Annotated in this window: 20 protein-coding genes; 4 read left to right on the plus strand and 16 right to left on the minus strand. The window is 41.4% G+C overall.

Annotated features, from left to right (window positions below; translation table 11 throughout):
• Positions 1-24 precede the first annotated feature (24 nt).
• The 14 genes from ACOQO5_RS03935 to ACOQO5_RS04000 form a co-directional block, all read right to left on the minus strand.
• The gene (locus ACOQO5_RS03935) at positions 25-546 is read right to left on the minus strand and encodes a DUF3124 domain-containing protein (protein ID WP_420580379.1); all 522 of its coding nucleotides are present in this window, start codon (positions 544-546) and stop codon (positions 25-27) included.
• A 41-nt stretch (positions 547-587) separates the two neighbouring features.
• Positions 588-1,322 carry a subclass B1 metallo-beta-lactamase gene (gene bla / locus ACOQO5_RS03940; RefSeq protein WP_420580380.1) on the minus strand — a complete coding sequence of 245 codons (735 nt, stop codon included), beginning with the start codon at positions 1,320-1,322 and terminating at the stop codon, positions 588-590.
• A gap of 17 nt (positions 1,323-1,339) precedes the next feature.
• Complete coding sequence (locus tag ACOQO5_RS03945; RefSeq protein WP_420580381.1) at positions 1,340-1,717, minus strand: hypothetical protein; 378 nt, start codon at positions 1,715-1,717, stop codon at positions 1,340-1,342.
• Positions 1,718-1,726: 9 nt separating this feature from the next.
• A complete protein-coding gene (gene pnuC, locus ACOQO5_RS03950; RefSeq protein WP_420580382.1) occupies positions 1,727-2,308 on the minus strand; it encodes a nicotinamide riboside transporter PnuC in 582 nt (193 codons plus the stop codon).
• A gap of 2 nt (positions 2,309-2,310) precedes the next feature.
• Positions 2,311-3,087 (minus strand): 2OG-Fe(II) oxygenase family protein, encoded by a 777-nt coding sequence (locus ACOQO5_RS03955; RefSeq protein WP_420580383.1) that lies wholly within the window; start codon positions 3,085-3,087, stop codon positions 2,311-2,313.
• Positions 3,088-3,093: 6 nt separating this feature from the next.
• A complete protein-coding gene (locus tag ACOQO5_RS03960) occupies positions 3,094-4,662 on the minus strand; it encodes an amidase (RefSeq protein WP_420580384.1) in 1,569 nt (522 codons plus the stop codon).
• A 25-nt stretch (positions 4,663-4,687) separates the two neighbouring features.
• Positions 4,688-5,719: an adenylate/guanylate cyclase domain-containing protein gene (locus ACOQO5_RS03965; RefSeq protein ID WP_420580385.1), complete on the minus strand. Its 1,032-nt coding sequence runs from the start codon at positions 5,717-5,719 to the stop codon at positions 4,688-4,690.
• Positions 5,720-5,901: 182 nt separating this feature from the next.
• On the minus strand, positions 5,902-6,372 hold the full coding sequence (locus ACOQO5_RS03970; RefSeq protein ID WP_420580386.1) for a YybH family protein: 471 nt from the start codon (positions 6,370-6,372) through the stop codon (positions 5,902-5,904).
• A 12-nt stretch (positions 6,373-6,384) separates the two neighbouring features.
• Positions 6,385-7,314: a hypothetical protein gene (locus ACOQO5_RS03975; RefSeq protein ID WP_420580387.1), complete on the minus strand. Its 930-nt coding sequence runs from the start codon at positions 7,312-7,314 to the stop codon at positions 6,385-6,387.
• Positions 7,314-7,805: a nuclear transport factor 2 family protein gene (locus ACOQO5_RS03980; protein WP_420580388.1), complete on the minus strand. Its 492-nt coding sequence runs from the start codon at positions 7,803-7,805 to the stop codon at positions 7,314-7,316. The genes ACOQO5_RS03975 and ACOQO5_RS03980 overlap by 1 nt, the downstream gene beginning before the upstream one ends.
• A gap of 83 nt (positions 7,806-7,888) precedes the next feature.
• Complete coding sequence (locus tag ACOQO5_RS03985) at positions 7,889-8,212, minus strand: winged helix-turn-helix transcriptional regulator (RefSeq protein ID WP_420580389.1); 324 nt, start codon at positions 8,210-8,212, stop codon at positions 7,889-7,891.
• A gap of 33 nt (positions 8,213-8,245) precedes the next feature.
• Positions 8,246-8,743 carry a DinB family protein gene (locus ACOQO5_RS03990; RefSeq protein ID WP_420580390.1) on the minus strand — a complete coding sequence of 166 codons (498 nt, stop codon included), beginning with the start codon at positions 8,741-8,743 and terminating at the stop codon, positions 8,246-8,248.
• Positions 8,719-9,066, minus strand: a complete 348-nt coding sequence (locus tag ACOQO5_RS03995) for a 5-carboxymethyl-2-hydroxymuconate Delta-isomerase (RefSeq protein WP_420580391.1) — start codon at positions 9,064-9,066, stop codon at positions 8,719-8,721. The genes ACOQO5_RS03990 and ACOQO5_RS03995 overlap by 25 nt, the downstream gene beginning before the upstream one ends.
• Positions 9,067-9,231: 165 nt before the next feature.
• Entirely contained in the window at positions 9,232-10,602 is a 1,371-nt protein-coding gene (locus ACOQO5_RS04000; RefSeq protein WP_420580392.1) for a M20/M25/M40 family metallo-hydrolase, read from the minus strand.
• Between the two features lie 221 nt (positions 10,603-10,823).
• On the opposite strand from ACOQO5_RS04000, the gene ACOQO5_RS04005 reads away from it, so the two are divergent.
• The 4 genes from ACOQO5_RS04005 to ACOQO5_RS04020 all read left to right on the plus strand — a co-directional run bounded on the left by ACOQO5_RS04005 (position 10,824) and on the right by ACOQO5_RS04020 (position 15,901).
• Positions 10,824-11,471 (plus strand): hypothetical protein, encoded by a 648-nt coding sequence (locus tag ACOQO5_RS04005; RefSeq protein ID WP_420580393.1) that lies wholly within the window; start codon positions 10,824-10,826, stop codon positions 11,469-11,471.
• Between the two features lie 98 nt (positions 11,472-11,569).
• On the plus strand, positions 11,570-12,001 hold the full coding sequence (locus ACOQO5_RS04010; protein ID WP_420580394.1) for an RrF2 family transcriptional regulator: 432 nt from the start codon (positions 11,570-11,572) through the stop codon (positions 11,999-12,001).
• Between the two features lie 70 nt (positions 12,002-12,071).
• Entirely contained in the window at positions 12,072-14,078 is a 2,007-nt protein-coding gene (locus tag ACOQO5_RS04015) for a hypothetical protein (protein WP_420580395.1), read from the plus strand.
• A 32-nt stretch (positions 14,079-14,110) separates the two neighbouring features.
• Positions 14,111-15,901 carry a hypothetical protein gene (locus ACOQO5_RS04020; RefSeq protein ID WP_420580396.1) on the plus strand — a complete coding sequence of 597 codons (1,791 nt, stop codon included), beginning with the start codon at positions 14,111-14,113 and terminating at the stop codon, positions 15,899-15,901.
• Between the two features lie 68 nt (positions 15,902-15,969).
• Here ACOQO5_RS04020 and ACOQO5_RS04025 read toward each other — a convergent pair whose 3' ends face one another.
• Both ACOQO5_RS04025 and ACOQO5_RS04030 read right to left on the minus strand, forming a co-directional pair.
• A complete protein-coding gene (locus ACOQO5_RS04025) occupies positions 15,970-18,348 on the minus strand; it encodes a penicillin acylase family protein (protein WP_420580397.1) in 2,379 nt (792 codons plus the stop codon).
• 146 nt (positions 18,349-18,494) lie between these two features.
• Entirely contained in the window at positions 18,495-23,210 is a 4,716-nt protein-coding gene (locus ACOQO5_RS04030; protein WP_420580398.1) for a putative Ig domain-containing protein, read from the minus strand.
• Position 23,211: the final 1 nt, after the last annotated feature.

The following is a 23,211-nucleotide window of genomic DNA, read 5'->3' on the forward strand; positions in this document are numbered from 1 at the left end:
TGATCAATTACTTGGTCACCTTTTTTATTTAATTCTCCTCCCTTGAGTAGTAAATGAAATCCCCTGCTGGCCTGATGTAGAAATCATCACCGCTTCAAAATAAGGTTCAGGTGTTCTCTTCTTTTTCTTCCAATAAAACAAAAAGTTCGCTCCCGTTCCACCCTTTAGATTGTCTTCACTCAATACGATTTCGATGGTCTCCATTGGTGAAATGAATACTGACTGCTCGATAAATGTTTTAATCAATTCTCCTGCCGTATTATAGTATTCCACTTTTTCGATATAGACTGAATCCAAACTATTGGTATTTCTTACACTTATTGTTGCAGTCAAGTCATGGGTTCTTTTTTCCTTAGAGCTATAGATTTGAGAATAGACAGACAAATAAGTCTGGCCAGACATTAGAGAGTCTACCACTTGTGCCTTTACCGTGCGTTCGGACCAATCCACACTGCCTGGGCCATGTTCAGGCTCCAATTCTCGGCAAGACCAGATGATCAATGCCAAAACTGAGAAGATCAAAAATGTTTTAAATATGCGAGTCATCCGTGTCGGTTTGGCCACAATTTAAGCAAAAGGTGGGTGAATTACTGGCGCGTGGTTTGGAACATTTCCTGGGTATAATCCAATAGAGCTTGATCTCCAGCAGATCCGTGACCCGGCAACACCCATTCCGTCTCTGGGTATTTGGTTTTGACCTTTTCTATTGTGTTAGACCATTCTTCCAAATTGGCGTCCTCCAAATTACCTTTCCCAGCATTCAGCTTTTTCACCAAACAACCGCCAAACAAAACCTGCTCACTTGGGAAATAAGCAATTACATTATCCGCAGTATGTCCTTCACCAAGGTAGTCAACAATTACTTCCTGCTCTCCAACAGTGAGGTTGATGAAATCATCAAATCCTTGCCAGGGCAATATCGCCGTTGAGTCGAGTAATTGAATGGTTCTGTTGTTCGCAATGGAGGGTATGCCTCTTTGGTGAAAAGCAGCCAGTCCTCCCAAACAATCCCTATGAAAATGAGTAGGAACCATTGCCGTCACTCGACAGCCCAACGCCCTGCCCAGCCAATTGATTAGCTCTACAGAAGACTCATCATCTGGCGGCGTGTCGAACACAATGGCTTCGTTTTGGTCAACTACGATCATACCATTACAGCCAACTTTGCCATAGTCATCTGTTTGGAGATAGGTGATGTGCTGGTAAGTGTGATCAGAGATTTGTTTGATGATCAGCGTTTCGGATTGGTATAGATTTTCTGGTTTGGATTGGCAATTAGCAAGTGTTAGTCCAAGCAACAAAAAGGTAATATATGTTCGCATGTATAAAATAATTGTAACTATTGTTTAGGCTCTATGATCAAAAAGACAGCTGTAGTTTCACCGATGTTCAGCACCTGATGCCAGTCTATCCGGTCATTGAAAAAATCATAACCCGTAGGAACGTTCACTTCTCGAGTACCTGTGGTATCTGTGATTTGAAATTTTCCTCCTGCCAAGGTATAACCAAAATGTGCGGCATGAAAATGTTTGTCGTGCCCCACGCCTGGTGCAAACGTGCATTTCAAAGCCCTGACTTTTTCGTTTTCTTCCAGCACTTTGCAGACGGGATTTCCTTTCCAGCCAGCTTTCAAAGGATCAGGTAATTCTGATTTTGTCTGTCCATAGCCTAGTGTGGAAAAACTAATCGTCAAGATCACGCAAATACATATTCTCATAGAACAAATTTATTTAACAAACATTGGTTCTTCCAATTTTCGATTCCATTGTGAAAAGCCAATGAAAGAGAATACCAAATACAAAAAGGTAAGTAGTAAATAGATATTCAAATCTATATTGAAATAGAGCACTAGTGTGGCCATATTAATCACTATCCAAAATAGCCAAGCATCGATGAATTTATTGGCTTCCAGGTAGCTGGCAATGAAACTGAAAACTGTTGTGCCAGCATCCAAATAAGGTTCATTGGCATCGCTATACGTTTTGAAGTAATATCCGAGGACACCGGTGAACAAAGTACCCAAAAGAAAAATATTCAAGTACATTTTTGACGAGATTTGCCTTACAGAGAGCCTGTTTTGGTCGGGTTTTGGTTTTCGCCAAAGCCACAAACCATAAACACCAATTACCACATAATAAATGTAGAGGATACTTTCTGAATAGAGCCCTGATCTATAAAACAATCCGATACTTACTATGGATGAAGCAATGCCAAAATACCAGCAAATTATGTTCTCCTTGATCAAAAAATACAAATAGGCCAGTCCTAAAACCACGGCTATAGTCTCTAATATCATATTCAAATACATGATCAAAAAAGGTTTAAATATTGCTCATAGTATGACTCGCCTGTCAATTCCAAACCAGCAAAATCAATCTTGCTTTCTGGCTTAGGAATAGAGAAGAAGGCAAATGAATAACGCTCCACATTATCTTTAGGAAGTTCCACTTGATGTTCTACCGCTTTGTATTTTCCACCAGAAATCAATTCTAAAAAGTACCCAGGAAAAATCACTACGCGTGATCGTTGCCCGAGTCTTTTTTGCTCTCCTGATTCAATTTCATAAGATAAACCATCATCAATTCCGAAGATAAAAACACTGAACAAAGAAACGTCTTTATGTCTGGATAGACGCAAATCCAAGCCGGCTCTGTTTTTCAGCTGGTCCAAGGCAGGATAGTAGTTGCATGATACCATGTGATCCATATGCCTATCATGAAAAACAGAGAGTCCGGGAATGTCCAACGTTTCGATCACCTCTTTTTCAAGGGCACGGACTAATTGAGTGAGTATCTTCCAGTCATTGATTAAAAATGATTGAAACTCAGTGGGATATTTGTGAATGGGAGAAAGCCCTGAAATCACAAATGAATGCAACAAGTCCGTTTCATATTGATTCGAACTGTCTTTCTGTCCGAGGTAAGAATAGCCATCAAAGGCTTGTGTAAAGTTCTTTTGGAGATAGTTTTTTTGATAGGCTCTGGGTTGATAAAGAAAATTTCTAAATGAAGATTGAATCACTTTCGCCGATTGGCTGGGGCAGTCGGTGACTATCAAACCACCATCGTATCGCTTATTGGTACTCACGACTATTTATTGCTGCGCTAAAGATTGAGGCACAGGAGTCTTTCTATGTTTAGTGCCTTGTTCATATGCATATGACAACTTGATCAAAGTGGGTTCATCATACATTCTACCTAAAAACTGCAGGCCAGCTGGTAAATTGCCAGCACTCATTCCCATCGGCACTGTAAAGGCAGGCTGTCCTGTGTGAGGTGATATTATTTGGTTGTTGTCTCCTCCATATTGCTCTTCAAAGTAGGCTATTCTTGCAGGTTTTTGATTCCAACTGGGGTAAACGATAGCATCTAACTTTAAAGAGTCCATCATAGATTCTATGGCCATTCGGAAAGCTATTCTTTTCTCATCGTGATACGCATCCAAACAAGCTGAGTCTCCTTTGCCCCATCTACCTTCTTTGCTGGCATAGGCTTCTAGTCTTTGCTTTGAGATTGGTGCCGAAGTACCTATTCGTATTATATCCTCTAAAGTTTGAATGCTGTCATTTTTCACGTAGTCCTGTAAAAATTTTTCAACATCCTTCCGGAAAACGGAACACCAGTTTCCTTCACTCAAAGATTCAAAATCCGGAACCCATACGGGGTCTATTATTTTTGCTCCCAAAGCATCCATATCTGCTAAAGCTTGCTCAAACAGGTGTTTGACCTCTTCGTCTATTTCAATATCACTTACTTGCCTAAACACTCCAATTCGTGCCCCTTTTAAACCGTCTTTCTGCAAATACTGGATATAATTTTCTGAAGTCCTATCTTTCGAATTGAAAGTCACCTGATCCAAGGTATCAATCCCAACCATGACCTCCATCATTCTTGTGGCATCCTCAACCGTACGACACATAGGCCCTACTACATCATTTCTCAAAAACAATGGAACAATTCCTTCTCTACTTATCAATCCTATGGTCGTTCTAAAACCAACTAGCGCACAGTGAGAAGATGGCCCCCTTATTGAGTTTCCAGTATCGGTTCCTAGCCCTCCAACACCGATATTAGAAGCTATGGCGGCTGCTGTACCTCCACTCGATCCAGCAGGCACAAAATCTAGATTATAAGGATTCCTAGTCGTGCCCCCTAACGTACTTGTAGTATGCATAGGTGAAAAAGCCCATTCAGCCATATTTGATTTGGCCAATACGATCGCACCTGCATCAACAAAGCGATCAATGATAAAAGCATTCTGTTCCGGTATGATGTCCTTGAGCGCCGAGGCTCCTGCCGTGGTGGGCAATCCTACTGTATTAATGTTGTCTTTGACTATGATCGGGATTCCGTGCAGTGGTCTTAGTTTTTTAGTTCTGGCATATTCCAGATCCAGAAACTCCGCTATGGCCATGGCCTCTGGGTTGACAATAGTAATGGCATTGATTGAGCCATTCTTTTCTTCTATTGCTTTTATATAGGCATCAACCAAATCTTGACTGTTATATATTCCTTGAGTATATGCCTGATGAATCTCGGCAATGGTAAGCTCATCCAGTGGGATTGGCTTATCTGTGGATTCCTGAGAACTAGAAACACAACTGCTAAAAAAAACAACACTTAGAATAAAATTGAAAGTAACAATTAGGCTTTTGACAAACATTTTTAGATCTTTTGAGTGGCTTAATTTATCTAGAAACAGCGTATATGGAAACGGCTTGTTGTTTTCCTTTTAGTGCAATACTATCCATTTTGCTGAATTCAAATGCAATATCACCAAACATCTCTTTCAAGTTTTCAGCAATCAATAACTCCTGTTCAAACTCGTTACACTTTTCCTGAATTCTGGCCGCGGTATTCATCGTATCACCATGATAGGCAATTTCTCTTTTGTATTTACCTACTTCAGTTACTGTCACAATTCCCACATTGAGGCCCGCTTTAAATTCAGGTAGGCAATTATACTGCTTTTGATAATGGGCCATTCTCTTCTTCAATTGGGCCTTGAAAGTGTAGAAGGCTTTCAGGCAATTTTCGTTTCTCAAGCCATCATCTAATTTCCATGTCAAAATAACTTCATCTCCCACGTATTGATAAATTTCCGACTCATTTTCAACCACTACACCTAGGTCAATAAAACAATCCTGGATCATTTTGCTGTATTGGATATGACCCAATCGCTCAGCGAGCTGAGTGGATGACTTGAGGTCAAGAAACATAAAGATACGTTCCTCTTCTATGGGCGTGTAGAACTTGGCAGTCAAAAGCTTTACTAAATTATTCCCGCCGAAATACATGCTCACTTGCATCAACCCAAACATGAAGATGTCTACAGTTAGGATATAAAAGTAAATGGCAAAACTACCTGGCTCGAAGGCGAAGGCCATTAGCTGCATTTCACCGCCGTAAAAGACGAAGGCCAAAAGGACCATGGAAGTCAAAAATAGCAGCACATAAACTGCACGGATAATAATCAACTTCAATAAAGGCACCTGTTTGTACCCATACTCCATCATCAAAATATGAGAAAACCCTGAAATAGCACCAAACAGAGGACCCATCATCAGTGAAGTAATGATAGAGTCCCAAAACTCAAACTGAACAGACCCTTGTTCTATCGTGCCCTCTCCTCTAACGATACATAAGTATACAAAAGCTAGCGTCCAGCCCAGACTATAGTCGCGTACGGTTCGCCAGCGGCGTTTAATTTTGAAGGTCAAAAGGTAATTGATTCAGGTGATCAGAATTTGGCTCTAAATTAAATAAAAGAGAATTGATTGAGCAATAACGAATCTCTGATACCTAATATCCCCAGACTTGTTCCAAGGTTTGTTGCTAAGTGCTCCAAGTTGTTGGACACCGCAATAAATGCGGTGAGTAGGCATTTTTAATCACTTGATATTCACCTCACAAACTCATCTGGGATGGGCGATCGGTGGTAGTGCTTTAGATGCCAATCACCATTTTGCCTCATAAATACCAGCGAATGACGACCATAAACGGTCCTTTTTGGGCCATTGAGTTGCTGAGTCGTTTGCTCGTAGTAGCCATCAATAAACCCCACTCCATCTATGATTCTAATATTGGAAAAGTGCTCGTCATAAGAGATACCAAGCATCGAATCCATATAGCCCTGGATGCCCTTTTGGTAGCTGTGCTTGTCTGAAGCCCCTTTTCTGAGAAACGCCGCATCTCGCCCATAACCATAGGTGCCCCAGGCGATTTCTGCTACCGTCGGTGCGTCCTTTTCGTTCCAGGCCTGGATCCATCGCTCGTAAGTTTCTTTCAGGCTTTGAAGTTCGGTGTTCTGACCAAAAACAGGCATAAGGCCAAGCAATTGAACAGTTAAAACCGCGGCTATTAGATTTTTCATAGGAATAAAAGTTTAGAGTTTCACTTTGCGGATGATCACATGCTCAAGACTATCCATCGGTTTGATGACATGCTCCTCTCTATTTATACCACTCTGGAGCTGAGAATTGACGATATAGTAGTAGTGGCCATTCCCAATCTCGCCTGTGGTACTGGAGTCAACAGCACCTCCTGAATCAAAGGTTTCGATACGAGTGATTTTAGAGATGTCTTCGTCGAAGTAAAATTTTGAAACCTTGCTGCTCTGATGCCCAATGAAGTAATTGTCATAAATGGCCAAGCCGTCGATAACCTTTGCGTCTATTGCAGCTTCAATTAGCACAAGTTCTTTCGTTTCTAGGTTCAGCTTGAGAATCCCTTCATCTGTAGCTATGAAAAGGCAATGGTTCGCTTCGTAATAGACAATGCCATTGGGGTGATGATAATTATTAAGCTCCAGGAAAAGGCTAAGCTTCTCATTTCCTTTTTCTACCTGATAAATCTTATGCTGATAGGTTTCAGTCGCATAAACATTTCCTTCGTGATCCATCGTCAGGTCATTCAGCATCGCCGGAGACTCCGTATCCAAAACATATTTTTTTATCAACCGGTTTGCGGATGGATCAAATGCCAATATTGCAGTTTGTCTTTTTACATCGGGGGAATGTTTCACGATGGGAGCCACTGCAGCACACACCCAAAGCATATAAGTCTGTTGATCCATTTCCATGCCTAATGGGCTGAATATTCCGAAATTATCTGAGGTGATTATATCCACTTCGATTCCGTCTGGTTGGATGCCCAAGATCTTTTGCTTGTAGATACTTCCGATATAAACCGTACTCGTTTCTTCGTTGAAGGCTGTTCCCTCAGGGATCAAATCTTTTTCTTTTAGAGTAAATTCTTTAGTGTTGGAACAGGCACAAGTAAGGCCGACAAGAAAAATTAAGCAGCGTATTTTCATTATTCTTCGTCTGGAACATTCGTAGAAGTAACGCAGTCAATTCTCCACTCATCTCCATATTTTTTGTAGATGGTCGTCCAGGCAAAGTGGGTACTTCCCTCTATCGTTGAATCATTTTCATCTTGATAGGTCAGGGTTACGATTTTGTCCACAATGGTGTACGCCATACTGCCATCGTCAGAAAATTTGATGATCGGCTCAGCGACATCGTCCCATTTCACAAATTCTACCATTGAAAAGTAGCCGTGGTATTTCGAAATATTCGCTTCTCTTTTTGGCTGGCTAATCACTCCTCTGTTGACCGAGATGAATTGATCAGACATCTGATTGGCGAAAGCGATCGAGTCTTTGTTGAAATGATAATCGCGCTGTGCGTGATGCATAGCAAGGATCTTCTCTTTTTCTTTCTCTAAATCAACTGAATTAGAGGAACCGCAAGCCTGGAAGAGGAGCATTAGTAAAACGAACGGGATGAGGTTTTGACTTTTCATGATTTGTCTTATGATGTTAAACAAATCTACGAGTCGCAACTTTTAATCACAATAAGGGGCAAATTCACCCCCATAAAGAAGTCTTAAAGGTTCTCCCCAAACTCACCCATTTTCTGAATGACGCTGAATAGTTGTCTTCCTAGTGGAGTCAGTGAATATTCTACTTTTTTGGGATACGTTTCGAAGTCTTTTTTCTGCACCATACCATCCTCTATCAATTCGCCCAATTGCTGCGCCAGCGCACGCTTTGATGCCTCTGGGTTCTTCTTTTCAAAATTTGTAAGTCGAGCCTTATTTCGATTGAGCTCGCACAACAAAGCAATCTTCCACTTCCCTGAGATAACGTTGAGAGTCTTCTCCATGGGACAATCCGCTTTGGGTTTCGTTTTTCGGGTGTAGTTGCTCATGAAAGAAATACTACGAAGCTATTCTCCTACAAGTTATACAAACTTCCGAATCGCCATCATGGCACCTAAGTGCATGGCCTCGTGGTAGTTGTTGAATTCCAAAGCGTCTTGAATTGAGGACAAATGAAATCCCGTACCGGTAGTTCGCTCTTTGTACGATTGGGATTGAAGGACGCCATTGTTGAAATCTGCTTCTGTCTGCTCAACCAGAGATTTCAATAATTGCTTCAGTTCATCAACCTCTTGCTGCGTTGCTTTCCCTTCTGGTTTGGTTCCACCTTGGTACTGTTCAAAATACTCGGAGGAAACATGAGGGGCCAGGCCAGCTCCTTCGTAGGCAAGTCTTTGCTGAATGACCACAATATGTCCAATGTTCCAAATGAGGTTGTTATTAAACCCTTTAGGAATATAGTTGAGCTGAGTTAAGCTGTAATCGTCTAAATATTTCACTAACAATGCTCGACTTGTTTTCCAGGTTTTAAAAGTTGCTTCCATCATTTCATTCTTTATTCCACCATGGCTTTGTTGCAATAGCTGTCTTTTTCGAAGTCTCTGATGTTCATCGATACAATGGGCACCTGTGGAAAAAGACCGTTGAGTGCGGCTACGATTCTTTGAGAAAGGTTGGCCCTTTGCTCGGCCGTTCGACCTTGCATGATATTTCCAAAAACATGGATAAAATCATCCGATCCCTCTCCGGCGATGAACTCGTCGAATGACTGAACGCGAACCTTGATGTCCGTTTTTACAAACAATTCACTGGCAATAGCCTGTGCATATACCGTTTGCATGATCTCCTTTTTGCTATGAATTCTTGTGATGTTTTCGGAACAGTGTATGATAAAGTGTGGCATTTTTTAATTATTAAAATTATTTATGTAGGAAGTCTCAAATGCCTAAACCACCAAGAGCTGTCACATTGAGCCACGTCGAAATGTTGTCTGCTTCTAGCAGCAAGGCTTCGAGACCCTCAGCCTGACTGGTTATTAGGCTTTTGAGACCACCACTATAGGAATTGATTACAAACCTTCCTGATCGATCAAATACATCAAAGCAGCCATGGATGCAGCACCCAATTCTAGCTCACGCTTGTTGACTTTATCGAACGTATCATCTGCTGTATGGTGATAATCGAAATATCGCTGTGAATCGGGCATCAAACCAATCAACGCAGGCCCTTGATCTTCCAGTGGGTTGATATCAGCACCGCCGTAACCTTTTACCAATTTTCTCAAATCATAAGGTGCTAACAAATCTCCCCAACTTTGAATTTTTGCCAAGGTTTCTGGCGTGGACTTGATTCCAAATCCTCTAGGCGTAAACCCTCCTGAATCTGATTCCAGCGCAGCGATGTGTTTCTCTCCTTTTTCTTTAGCCACACGAGCATATTCCAAACCACCTCGAAGCCCATTTTCTTCATTCATAAACATCACTGCTCTCAAAGTTCTTTTTGGACGAATGCCTGTAGCTTTGAAGATTCTTACTGCCTCGATAGCCTGGACGCAGCCTGCACCATCATCATGTGAACCATCGCCCACATCCCACGAATCCAAATGACCTCCCACAACGATATATTCGTCTGGCTGCTCTGATCCAGTCAATTCACCGATCACATTGTACGAAAGTACATCCGGCAGCATCTCACAATGCGTCTCCATGTAAAATTTCATGGCCTTGTTGGCCTTGATAGCTCGGCTGAGATAGTCTGCCCCAACTGTACTAATAGCCACCGCAGGAATTTGAGGAACGCCCTCTTCATAGATCAATGTACCTGTATGTGGTGTATCATTGTTGGCCAATGTCAATGACCGGTTGATAGCTGCTACTGCACCATATTTCGCAGCTTCGGATGGGCCTTTAACCCGCTGGTCGCCAGCCCCTCCATAGGCATGTCCTGTATGGATGTGCTTCGGGTCCATGGGTCTGTTGAAAAATACGATCTTACCTTCAATTTTCTTTCTTCCCAATTCGGCCAATTCATCGAGACTTTGTACTTCTATTACTTCTGCCAGCAGCCCTTCAGGCCCAGTTCCGACACTGTTACCCAAAGCAATCACATTGACATCTTGCGAACCAAACTTAGAATTTACGATCCTTCCTATTTCCTTCTGCCCACGTACCCAGTGAGGAACCATTACTTCTTGCAAATAAACCTTGTCGAATCCATAAGAAACCATCTGCTGTCTTGTGTATTCTACAGCTGCGGCAGCAGAAGGTGAACCTGTAAGTCTGTGTCCAATATTGAGTGATAAATACTCAAGCATAGGATAAGACTGTCCATTAGTTAAGGCCTCATCAAATATAGTTCTAAGGTTTTTTTCATGATTTTGCGCTTGGATTGTAAGCGCTGAAAGAAGCAACAGAAGTGCTGCTGATATTATTTTTTTCATTGTTGGATGTGTTGATATGTCCAAAAAAATTATTCGATAACAAGAATACGTCTAACGAAATAGAATCGCCTAAAATCTTGATGCAAATTTTTAATCAATTCTGTTACGAGGAGTAATAGGAGGATAATCGGTATTTAAGAAAGTCGAATGAATTATTCTAAAAATTAATTTTGTGCTCTCGTCTGATGGAATAAGCCATGAAGTGATTAATTTCAACATTAATGGAAGGTCAACTAAAAAAACCAGGGATTCTGTGCATGTTTTCAGGGGGATTGGATTCTACAGCCGTTCTCCATAAACTGATCACGGAAGAAGAATATCGTGAGTATGAACTGATCATTCATCACATCCATATGATCAATCGTGAACAGCGGGCAAGAGCAGAAATGATGGCCGTTAAAAATATTCTCAATTATTACGTTGAAAACTACAAAGTTCCTTTTGTTTACACTCAATGTGTATTCAATACCAACGGGTTTGACTCTCTACAGACCAGCCGGTTTCCGTATGATGTGGATGTCTGTTCTTTTGTGGCAGGAAATGTATGTACCTCACACGGGAATATAAAAATTGTAACACGAGGCAGAACAAAAACTGACCTCGAAAGTCGTACAGATTCCAACGAAGAGCAGCATCTCAAAACTTATGGCATCTTCGAACTAGTACTACAACTAGCCAAATTGGAAAATCCAGAATACCATTATCCTGTCATTGACATGACAAAAGAAGAGATCTGGAATTCGTTACCTGATAAAGTAAGAAAGATGGCCTGGTGGTGTCGCCGGCCGATATACAAAGATGAAAACACACCACTCCCATGCAATAAGTGCAAACCTTGCTTGGATATGGCAAAGATTGATTCTTTTTAAGCCTGACTAATAGAAAAATGAAATTTCAAAAATATTAATTCGGATAAACTTATCCTTTATTACTGTTTCATTACATTTGTTTAAATGTTGAATTGAGCATGTTTTCGAAAACCTGTGAGTACGCCATAAAAGTCATGATATATATTTCGTCGATAGAAGGACGAAATGACAAAGTTGGTTTAGACGAAATTGCCAATGCTATAGATTCTCCCAAAGCTTTCACAGCTAAAATTCTCCAACAGCTCGTCAGAGCTAAAATCCTGGATTCAATGAGAGGACGCAGTGGGGGTTTTTCGCTTCCGTCAGCAAAACAGGTTTGTTTTTCAGACATCATAATTGCCATTGATGGTGACAAATTGCTCAAAGGATGTGTGCTTGGATTTAGAGCATGTTCAGATGAATCTCCGTGCCCTATTCATCACAAATTCAAACCAATTAGACAATCAATGACACAGACTTTTGAATCTACCAGTCTGGAAGAATTGAAGGGAATCATGGAACAAAATGAAGTATATCTGGTAGAACCATAAAAAAATTTACTCTATATAAGGATATGTTTATCCTTATATCTTATTTAATGACAAACTAAAATGTACCCTTATGAACTTAAACTTTAAACTTACCGACGACTTCATCGAGCAGTACCGTGATATCGACCCGCAGTTTGGTTTCAACGGTCTAGGATTGCTGACCTATTATCGCACCTACTCCAGACTTAAACCTGATGGCACTAATGAACAATGGTATGAAACTGTAAGGCGGGTAGTAGAAGGTTGCTATAGTTTACAAAAGGAATATATCCTCAACAATGAATTAGGCTGGAATGACTATAAAGCCCAACACTCGGCCCGAGAAATGTATGATCGCATGTTCAAAATGAAGTTTCTGCCTCCGGGCCGGATGCTTTGGGCACTGGGCACACCCATCATTCACGAAAAGAAAGTGGGCCAGGCCCTTTTCAACTGTGCTTTTGTTTCTACTGATCTAATTGGAAAATCATTGGATGATGCCACCCGACCTTTCACCTTTATGATGGATATGAGCATGGTAGGTGTGGGTGTAGGTTTCGATGTGGAAGGAGCACAAAGCATACAGATACACCAGCCATCAGACGGAGAAGAAACTTATATTATTCCCGACACCCGAGAAGGCTGGGTGGAAAGCTTGAAACGATTGCTCAATAGTTACTTTCTCCAAAACTTTACAGGAACGCCAGCCAACACTATTCTATTTGACTACAAAAATATCAGGCCTGCCGGCCAGCCTATCAAAGGGTTCGGAGGCATTTCATCAGGAGCAGAACCACTCAAAACGCTCCACAAACAAGTACAAAAAACCCTAGATCAACTAGACAACCAGTACCTCAGTATCACAGCGATTACCGACATCATGAACATGATCGGGCAATGCGTAGTAGCCGGCAATGTGCGTCGCACCGCTCAAATAGCACTAGGTGATGTAAACAATAAAGAATACAGAAAACTGAAAGATTATCAGTGGGACAACGACAAGCAATCTTATGTTGGTAGCATGGCACATCGAGCAGCTTATGGTTGGGCTTCAAACAATAGCGTATTGGTGAATACCACGACAGATTTTGAAGATGTAGCCCAACAAACTGCTGTAAATGGAGAACCCGGGTACATTTTTATGGATAACATTCGCTCACATTCGCGTATGTGTGATCCAGCAGACTATAAGGACATCAAAGCCAAAGGCACCAATCCGTGTGGAGAGCAGTCACTCGAAAGCTATGAATTATGTTGCTTGGTTGAAACATTCCCTTCAAAGGCAGAATCCAAAGAAGACTATATGCGGACTTTGAAATATGCTTACATGGTGGGAAAGACTGCCACGCTAGTCTCCACTACTTGGCATCAGACCAACCGTGTGCAAAAAAGAAACCGACGGATCGGCACCTCTGTCACAGGCATTACCAATTTTATAGATAACCATTCATTGGACACCCTAAAAAATTGGCTGGAAGACGGGTATCAGGAAATACAGAAATGGGATGAAATATATTCCTCTTGGTTGTGCGTGCCAAAAAGTAAAAAAACTACTAGCGTAAAACCTTCCGGAACGGTAAGCCTACTGGCCGGAGTTAATCCCGGTTGTCATTATCCAGAGTTTGAATTCTACATCAGGAGAGTTCGCATTGCAAAAACTTCATCATTATTACCTGCTTTGGAGGCCGCCGGCCTTGATGTGGAAGAAGACAAAATGGATTCCTCCTCGGCAGTGGTCTCTTTTCCGGTTCACAACCGGGGCAAATGCTTAAAAAACGTGAGCATTTGGGAGCAAGTGAGTCTGGCAGCCTTCCTTCAAACCTATTGGTCCGACAATCAGGTGTCTTGCACTGTCACGTTCAAACCAGAGGAATCATCTCAAATCGCTCCCATTCTGGACTATTTCAAATACACCCTTAAATCAGTCAGTTTCTTGCCTAAGCTAGAAACTGGAGCTTATGCCCAAATGCCCTACGAGGCCATTTCAAAAGAAAAATATGAAGAATTGAAAAAGCGCATGAAGCCTTTTCAAAACATGAACAGTAACGAAGACGTGGAGCCTGAAAAGTTTTGCAACAACGATGTATGCACTGTTTGATGTCAGATTATTAACTATATAAACGATTCTAAATGAAAGTACATTCATTTCACATCCCAGTGTTGGGATTGGCCTTTTCTATTGATACACCTATTAAAGTAGCTCACTTGGGCATTGACTCTGTCATGTCTATTGTGGACGACACTTTGCTGGAGCAAGTCAGAAAGTTTTATACTGAAAAGCTAGGTCAGGAATTTATACCTATCTCCAAAAAAGCCACTGACTTCAGAGCCAAGAGGGTAACCAAATTCCTCAATTTGGTCAAACAATTGGTTGATGAGAAATTCGAACAATTCAAAACATCCTGTTCGATGGAAGACGCCATGAGATATTTCAACGGTCTGCCCGATCATTTGAAGTTGAAAAAGCAGTTTGAAAAACTGAAAGAAACGGCTAGTTCGGCTGCATTGATAGAATTTGCCAGAAAATATGCACAAAAGGGCAGTATCGATGTCAATATTATGACCAAGGTGGATCGTGTAAACTTCAAAGGCAAAGAACCATTGGCGAAAGAGTACAATGACGCTCATGCTGCTTTGCGTGGTTTTGCGAATAGCGATTTGGATTCTTCTTTGGTGCTCTCTGCCGGGCTCAACCCCAGTTTGTATAGCTATATGAGCTCTTTCGATGATTTTTTCCCTGACATTCAAGGACGGTTCAGAAAGAAAATTATTCTTAAAGTAAGTGACTACAGATCGGCCCTGATTCAGGGTAAGTTTTTGGCTAAAAAGGGATTGTGGGTTTCAGAATTCAGAATAGAGTCAGGGCTCAATTGTGGCGGACATGCCTTTGCTACTGATGGTCATTTGATGGGTCCTATATTGGAAGAATTTAGTCAAAACAAGATTGAATTGCAGCATGTATTGTTTGAAGCCTATCAGGCTACACTCAAAACATTAGGAAAAACCGTACCTTATATAGTTCCTCAACTGGCAATCACTGCTCAGGGTGGAGTAGGTACGTCCAGCGAACACTCCTTTTTGCTGGAGCACTATGGACTCAACGGCGTAGGTTGGGGGTCTCCTTTTTTACTCGTACCAGAAGCTACTTGTGTAGACCGGGAAACTCGCGAAAAGGTGAAATCTGCGACTGAAAAAGACTTATACTTAAGTGAGATTTCTCCGCTGGGTGTTTCATTTAATAGCTTGAAAAACAACTCCAAAGACAAGGAAAAAGAGGAGCGAATAAAAAAAGGAAGACCTGGCAGTCCATGTGTAAAAAAACACCTTGCATTTGACACGACCTATTCGAACCAACCACTCTGTACAGCATCCAGTAAATATCAGCGAATCAAGATCAAGGAATTGGATGAAAAAAACTTGTCCGTAGAGCAACATCGTCAAGCGTATCAGCGAATTACCGAAAAAGCCTGTATTTGTACCGGCCTTGCTTCTCCTTTTTTGTTGGCCAACCAATTGGACACCAAACTATCCGGAGAAGGGGTCTCCATTTGCCCTGGGCCAAACACGGCCTACTTTTCTCAGAAGGTTTCTTTACAAAAAATGATCGATCACATTTATGGCCGTACCAATATTATTGAACGAACCGATCGACCTCACATGTTTATCAAAGAATTGGGACTTTATCTTGACGAACTCCAAAGAATGCTGGTCAGGCAAACGGAAGATTCCTCGGGAAAAGCGCTAAAAAAGATCGAAAACTTCATTAGCAATCTGAAAGGTGGCATTGGCTATTATCAAAAGCTAGCACAACAATACGGCAAATCTTTAGACCCGTTGTTGGGTCATTTTCAAGAGGCACTCAAACACGCCAAGATCCGACTTGAAAGATATGAGGGAGAGTTGTATAGTATCGTGGTTTGATCTGTCATTGATATAGAGGGTCTATTAAACTTATCCAAAGTTCTGAACTTTGGATAAGTTAATGGAACTTAAGGCTTTAACCACAATACGCCTCCAGACACCTTCATAATTTCTTCTTTGTTCATCAATTGCCTTCTGTACTCCCCATTCACATACATCTCTGCCTGATCATTATAGTGGGGAGAGAAAATATTGCCAGAGTTTCCGGTGGGTAGTATGCTCCAGCTATTGCCTTCCACATCGGCAAAGTCTATGATTCGCCTGGTAGAAGGTCCGGCTGTGACTTTATACTCTCCGTTTGCCGTCCATTTGTAGATATAGTTGTTAATCACTTCATTGTTTCCCGGCACAGGAAATGGACCAACATTAAAATATTTTCTAAGCAAATCAACTGCTCCAAGGACATGGCCGTTTTCGAGACTATGTACTTTACCCCACTGCCACTGGCTCAGGTCATTTCCTAGCTGATTTTCAAGTTCTAATAACCCATCCACAAATGCAGTGGTAACGACGTAAGGTCGACTTTCAACTTCCGGAGTTGAAGGATTGTCCCACCAAACCGAACTGTCATTGGCAAAAAGTGGCTGAAAACTGCGCTTCATCAAGTGTGTTTTCATGTAGGCATCAAATCCTGCATCGCCCAGTTTATTCACAAAAATACCCTCTTGGATTTTATACACCAGTTTGTTATAAATGGTGGGAGCAATATCTTTTAGCTCAAATGTTCCATCCCACTTAGATAAGATTTGAATCGCTTTTTCCTCATTCTCAGAATTAATCAATTTAGGATCAATCGCCTCCAATATAGAAGAGACCACTTCCGGAGAATTGTTTGAAGTCACATCTAGCATCATTTCTTTTGTATCTTCTACATCCCATTTTTTGTCCATATCGAGCAGATGCTTGATCCTTCGAGCACGATCCTCTGGCAGATAGTATCCCGGCACCAACACTCCATTGGTGGTGTCTGCTTGATTGTTGGCACTATAGGCATAACCCCATGGTGCGTTTTCAGATTTAGGGTTGTAGCTGAAGTCATAATAACCCTGTACCTCATGCTGGCCCGATGTACCATCTAATATTAGCTTAGAATTGACTGAGTCTGCTCTTTTCAAGAGATGTGCAGAGGACCATCGTGCATAGTTGTCATCAATATCTCCATACATCACATTGAGGCCCGGGGCATGGATTTTGGAAGTGTTTTCACGAGCTTCGGCCAATGATTTGGTATGTGAAAAACCATACGTCACTTCCAAAATCTCTCCTGGTTTTTGGGTATACACCCAAAACAGAGAAACCGGTGGCCAGTTTTCATCAAGCTCCAAGGCTTCATTGATCACGGGTCCATGATGGGTCGTTTTTATATCCATTTCTACCACCGTGGAGTCTTTTACAACAATGTGCTCTTTTCTCAATTGGTAATCTCGAGATTCATTTTGAAAAATATATTGGCTAGGGTTATCAGGATTATCCTTTTCCCAATAGAGATCAATATCGTCATTTTCAAACATGGTGAGGCCCGTGGCATATTCTCTGTTGTGGCCAATAATAGCAAACGGATAACCGGCCAGATAATAACCATAAAAACTGGTTTCAGGCGTTTCGATATGCGCCTCATACCAAACGGCCGGTTGAGAATAGGCAATATGCGGATCGTTGGCCATGATCACTTTTCCTGATTTCGTTTTTTCGGGACCGATCACCCAGCTATTGCTGCCTATGAGTGGTGCAGCAGGAAGGTCTGTTAGAATTTTATCAATCTGCAAGGCCAACTCCTCCGTAGCAAGGGGAGTTGAATGAAGTAAAGCACCTGTGGTGTTCGGATCAACATCCAGATCTTTTAGATATTCTTCCCCCAAATCCTGAAGGATCTTGGTCACCAATGGTTCGGTCTTTTGTGCCGCAGCAAAGCTGAACGACATATATCCCATGGTGTTATAGACATCTATCATGGAGAAAGGTGATTTTTCTAATCCTACAATTGAAAACTCAATGGGCGTAGCGCCATTAGCCACGAAAGCATTCACCCCATCCAAATAGGCACTAGCGGCCCGCTTAACTTTCTTATCTCCATTCGCTTCAAATTCGGCCAACATTTGTTCTGAATATTGTTGAACACCTAAAGCCCTGAATAATTTGTCTACTTTGAGCAACTTGCTTCCGAATATTTCTGAAAGTCGTCCCGGAGCTATTCTTCTTACCACCTCCATTTGCCAGAGTCTGTCTTGTGCATGGGCATAACCCAATGCCCGGTAGGCATCTGCTTCGTCTTCGGCATAAATATGGGGTATGCCATAATCATCGAAATAGATTTCTGCTTCTGATGAGAGATCAGGAAGATTAATTTCTCCCGTGTATTTTGGTTCCAGAGAGCCCGCATACCAATAGGCATAGGCAACTAGCACAACAGCAATAGCTAAAAGCGATAGAAAGATCTTCTTAATCATAGTAGGAAAAATGAGTTAAGCTATCAAGTTAGTCACTCTAACTTTTTCGAACAAATTGATGATTTGTTTTAACTCTTCTACAGAAAACAAAAACAGCCATAGAATTTACTCCATGGCTGTTATTAGCATTCAAATTATGTTGTGAATTACTTCTTATTGAATTTAAATGTTGCTGTAGTGTTTTCGTTTACCAGTTTCAACAAATAGAGACCTCTCTTCAGTTGAGCTACATCTAAGTCTATGACCATAGCTGTTCGATTTTTCTCTATTCGGGTTTGCTCCATCAATTGTCCGGAGGCGTTGAATAAATACATCTCTATTGTCCCACTCATTTCTGACGGTAGGTTCAAATGAACTTGTCCTGACGCAGGATTTGGATAGAGTAGAGCACCATTCGGATTGTTTTCTTCAACTGACAACACGGAAGCGATATTGATTTTGAATTCATCAGAAATCGAGGCTTCGCCATCAGAAGCGGAGACCTTGATATTAATGGTTCTATCAAAATCTGGATCATTCTCCACCATTCCGCTGAAATTACCAGTTGACGGGGTGAAATTTAACCAGCTTGGTAGGGCTGAATCATCAGCCAACGAAGCAGATAAAGTCAAGTTCGATGTTTCTATGTCTGAAAATGTATTCGCTGGTACCGTATAACTAAATGCTTTAAATCCAGTTGTATTTTGATCTGGAATGGCATTAGCCAATATAGGCAAGTCATTCACCGGATTGACTATGATATTCAAAGTTTGGACAGAAGTTTCAAATCTTTCATTGGCTACTGAGAAAGTAAATAGATCTGAGGTGGATTCATTGCCATCGTGTGCATAGCTCATAGCAAGCAAATCTGCTCCAATGATGGATTGCCCAACGGATATTTCTCCTCCACTAAGACTTAGTGTTCCTTCGGCCGGCAAAGATTTAATAGCTAGAACTATTGCATCTTGGTCACCTCCTAGATTCTGTATATTGAAATGTTCAGCAGTAAGTGTCATTTCTTCTCCTTCATCCAATGTCAAGCCATAGACATCTATAATAGGTTTGTGTGAAATAAATTGTTTGGCCATAACTGTCTCACCGTCTCCATCTGCATACTCACTTTGCCATGCAATGGTATAACTTCCATCGGGACTAGAGGCTAAAGAGTTGTTGACGGATCCACTAGCACTGATATCATTAATTTTCATCTCTGGGCCGATAGGGTCTAGTTCACTAGAAATTCTCCTTGAATAGACACTATACAGATCAGCATCCACGTCATATTGTGTATAACTAATCATAAAATCACCGTCATCCACTGAAGCAATATTTGGACTTATTTCACTTTCGAGCTCACCAACAATTTCGGCATCAGCTTCAAAAGACGACCCCGATGAATATTTTCTCGTCATTAAATAATAAGCCTCCTCTCCCAAATCATATTCTGACCATGCCACTATAAAATCACCGTCCAGACTTGGAGCAATACCGGGTGGGTATGCATCTACGTAGCTACTTTCACTAAATGCCAAATTACTGACTAATGGGTCAAAGGAAGCATCAAAAATATAAAGCCCATTGTTGGTTCCGTCATACTGATAGACGTAAGGAATTGCGATATCACCATCATTATTAATAGCAATAGACGCATGAATGGTCACATTGGAGCTTTCATTGATCTCGAACAGGTTTTGGTTCCCACTAGCGTCTGCAACTCCTACCGGGGACAATTCTTGTCCGTAAACTCTGTCCCATGTATCTCCAATTGAATTCCTGGAGGTCCATATCACTTGAAAATTTCCTTCAGGATTGATGGCAATATCAGGCCTTCTTTGATTGTTACTTTTTTCTTCGTTGATGATGAAATCACTTTTAATTACATTACCATCCCAATCAAACACTTTGCCGACAATGTCGTCTAACTCACCTCCTATATCACCTCCATCTGAAGTCCAAACTACCATAAAATTGCCACTATCATTTAGCGCTAATGCCGGATCATCCACAGGCAACCCTCCATCATTTACGGTCATCTCTTGCCCTACACGGATTCCTTCTTTATTGTATCGCTGAGCTTTGATGTTGAATGCGCTAGCTGAACCATTATAGTGATCCGTCCAGACTACCACAAAATCACCGTCGGCATTTTGGGCAATGTCCGGATCATCTTGATTATTGGTGTAGATGCCATTTACGACAAATTCATTGCTCGCATCGATATCGATTTCAAGAGGTCTGCCTACAGTTTTTGAATAGACATTATAACCTCCTGAATTGTGCTCATAAACTACCGTGGCATTCCCTTGGTCATCGAGCGCAATGGTCGGGCCAGTGTGACTTTCACTTGTTGCTCCATTGTCTATATCGTCCCAAGTGTACAGCAAGTTGTCATTAGCATCTATGTAAGAAAAGACAATGCCTTTGTCTGAATCTTCATAGTCGTCCCATACCACAACGAATTCGCCCTTGGCATTTCCATCAACCTTAGGATTTGGGAAAGTATACCCTCTGGGGGCCAATTCCATATCTTCAAAAATGACACCTCCATCTCCATCATATTTACTCGCTAAAATTTTGGCGAAGCTATTGTCCTCAGAGTAGGCAACAAGAAATTCGCCTGACTCTCTGTCCATTGAAACACTCTGGTATCTTTCAAAATAACTGCCAGTGGAAACAGCCACATCATTTGCATCTAATGGATTCGAATTTCCATCGAATCGGCGATAATAAGATTGGCTATTTCCAATAGCGTCATCACCTTGCCAAACCACAACAAAATTTCCTAAATTATCTATTCCCACATCCGGTCGAGTACGATTGTTAGAAGCTGTACTTGCATCAACTCTAAATTGACTGCCGCCAAACTCACCATCATCTAGTAGGATTCTACCATAGATACTATAAGTATTATATATGGAGTTGTTTCCTTCCCAAACCACTACAGCATCTCCGTCTGCATTCATGTCTACAGAGGGCTTCAATAAGCTCTCGTAGTACTCATCGGTTTGATCGATTTCAAATTCGGTACCATTCTTAGAAGCATCTGCGTTAAACCGCTGCCCTTTAATGTCGTAGGCTGTGTAATCATAAGAGTCATAGCTGGACCAAACCACAAGAAAATCACCATCTGGATTCATGGCGACACTGGGGTGAATTTGGTCATAATCAGTAATCGTATTGACTTGAAACTCTGGTCCATTTTTTGAGCCATTTGCATGATACAATTGGCCTATTATTCCTTTACCATCTTCTTCTGCAACCTTCCATTGAGCTTCCCAAACAACAACGTAGTTTCCATTAGCATCTGTATCAACGGAAGCACTATTCTGAGCACCTGTGCTATAGGTGTTTACTTGATTCTCATCATTGATGCTGTAGGGTTGATTCGGGCTGTTATTATATTGTTTAAAATAAACCCCGGTGCCTTCACAATCCTTATCTTCTTCGCAATCAAAGGAATGTTCGGCGTCATCCCATACCACTACAAAATCTCCTTTTGAGTTCATTCCTATAGCTGCGTTTCCTGCTCTTTCTTCACCGCCAGAATCTTGAAAGACCAAGTCTTCATGGTGGCCAGCCAATTGATTATATCTTTTACCCAAGATTTCGCTGTATCCACCAGATCGTTCTAAGTCATAAACTACTGTGAATGCCCCATCTTTATCGGCGTCGATTGCTGGTTCGAATAGATCGACAAACGTGTCGTTTTCGACAGTAATCTCACATAACTCATCCCCTTCGCTATTGAATTTTTTTACATATATATATTCTTGGCTAAAATCATCGTATTCATCATGCCAGACTATTGCATAACTTCCGTCTTCATTTAGAGCAACATCTGGATCGTTGAGACGATCGGAAGAAAATTCCTTAACTGTTTGGTCAGATTCTAACTCTTCGTTTTCGTGGTATCGTTTTGAATAAATGGAATAATTCTGTTCCATCTCGGGATATTCATAATAATAGTATGAACCCTCCCAAACTATAATAAAATTCCCATCGCTGGCTATATCGACAGCAGGTGAGCCTGCGGATTTATAATTAGTATAATCGTTATAATAAGAATCAGAGACTATTATCTCCAGATCCGAAGTGTTTTCATTGTCTACATACCTCGCTTTCACATAATCTGCCGGATCATCGCTATCATATGACTCCCAAACTATAGCAAAATTTCCATTTTCATCAAGGGCCACATCAGGACTATCAACGCTTTCGTATGTTGTATTGGAACCTTCCTTTAGCGTGTATGGACCATCTGCGATTATATTTTCTCCATCCAGTTCATATCGCATGTATTTGATTGAAAATGTGCTATAAGGTGTTGTTGGCTCCATAGAAGTCCACGCTACTACAAAGTCCCCTTCATCATTAATTGAAACACTGGGATCCGAATTTCTATTCGTGTCGGCAGTCACAGTGAACTCCAACCCTTCATCACCAACACCAAAACCTTTGCCAACTATTTGATTGTCTGCCGACTCCCATACGAATACAGACTCTCCAAGGTCATTCATGGCTGCATCCGGGTTTTTCTGATCTCCATCTGTATCCGAATTGAGCAGAGTTTTATCAGTCGTCAATTTCGTCGGTATACCAATTCCGGTGGGACCAGAGGAAGCTAATCCTTCTGTTTGAACTGCTGTCGTGAGGCCTAAACTAAAGGCCAAAGAACCGCCAGCAGCAGCCAATTTCATCCGACTGTTTAATTGTTCAATTTTTTGTTTGAGCTTTCGAAGTTTTGAAAGGATTTGATACCTTTTACGAGCTGTAAGCGCTTGAAAGGATTTGTTCGCTATTCTTTTTTCAAATCTCGTTTGAAGTTTTCTGAATTTCCGCAGTGTTCTACGATATTCCAGAAAGAGGTAGTTTTGGTAGCTCATA

Source organism: Reichenbachiella sp. (assembly GCF_965223055.1).
Lineage (GTDB): Bacteria > Bacteroidota > Bacteroidia > Cytophagales > Cyclobacteriaceae > Reichenbachiella.

Bases quoted from the DNA above. Each gene is read 5' to 3' on its own strand.
- ACOQO5_RS03935 (WP_420580379.1), bottom strand. From the start codon at position 546: ATGACTCGCATATTTAAAACATTTTTGATCTTCTCAGTTTTGGCATTG.
- bla (WP_420580380.1), bottom strand. From the start codon at position 1,322: ATGCGAACATATATTACCTTTTTGTTGCTTGGACTAACACTTGCTAAT.
- ACOQO5_RS03945 (WP_420580381.1), bottom strand. From the start codon at position 1,717: ATGAGAATATGTATTTGCGTGATCTTGACGATTAGTTTTTCCACACTA.
- pnuC (WP_420580382.1), bottom strand. From the start codon at position 2,308: ATGTATTTGAATATGATATTAGAGACTATAGCCGTGGTTTTAGGACTG.
- ACOQO5_RS03960 (WP_420580384.1), bottom strand. From the start codon at position 4,662: ATGTTTGTCAAAAGCCTAATTGTTACTTTCAATTTTATTCTAAGTGTT.
- ACOQO5_RS03970 (WP_420580386.1), bottom strand. From the start codon at position 6,372: ATGAAAAATCTAATAGCCGCGGTTTTAACTGTTCAATTGCTTGGCCTT.
- ACOQO5_RS03975 (WP_420580387.1), bottom strand. From the start codon at position 7,314: ATGAAAATACGCTGCTTAATTTTTCTTGTCGGCCTTACTTGTGCCTGT.
- ACOQO5_RS03980 (WP_420580388.1), bottom strand. From the start codon at position 7,805: ATGAAAAGTCAAAACCTCATCCCGTTCGTTTTACTAATGCTCCTCTTC.
- ACOQO5_RS03985 (WP_420580389.1), bottom strand. From the start codon at position 8,212: ATGAGCAACTACACCCGAAAAACGAAACCCAAAGCGGATTGTCCCATG.
- ACOQO5_RS03995 (WP_420580391.1), bottom strand. From the start codon at position 9,066: ATGCCACACTTTATCATACACTGTTCCGAAAACATCACAAGAATTCAT.
- ACOQO5_RS04000 (WP_420580392.1), bottom strand. From the start codon at position 10,602: ATGAAAAAAATAATATCAGCAGCACTTCTGTTGCTTCTTTCAGCGCTT.
- ACOQO5_RS04005 (WP_420580393.1), top strand. From the start codon at position 10,824: ATGGAAGGTCAACTAAAAAAACCAGGGATTCTGTGCATGTTTTCAGGG.
- ACOQO5_RS04010 (WP_420580394.1), top strand. From the start codon at position 11,570: ATGTTTTCGAAAACCTGTGAGTACGCCATAAAAGTCATGATATATATT.
- ACOQO5_RS04015 (WP_420580395.1), top strand. From the start codon at position 12,072: ATGAACTTAAACTTTAAACTTACCGACGACTTCATCGAGCAGTACCGT.
- ACOQO5_RS04020 (WP_420580396.1), top strand. From the start codon at position 14,111: ATGAAAGTACATTCATTTCACATCCCAGTGTTGGGATTGGCCTTTTCT.
- ACOQO5_RS04025 (WP_420580397.1), bottom strand. From the start codon at position 18,348: ATGATTAAGAAGATCTTTCTATCGCTTTTAGCTATTGCTGTTGTGCTA.
- ACOQO5_RS04030 (WP_420580398.1), bottom strand. From the start codon at position 23,210: ATGAGCTACCAAAACTACCTCTTTCTGGAATATCGTAGAACACTGCGG.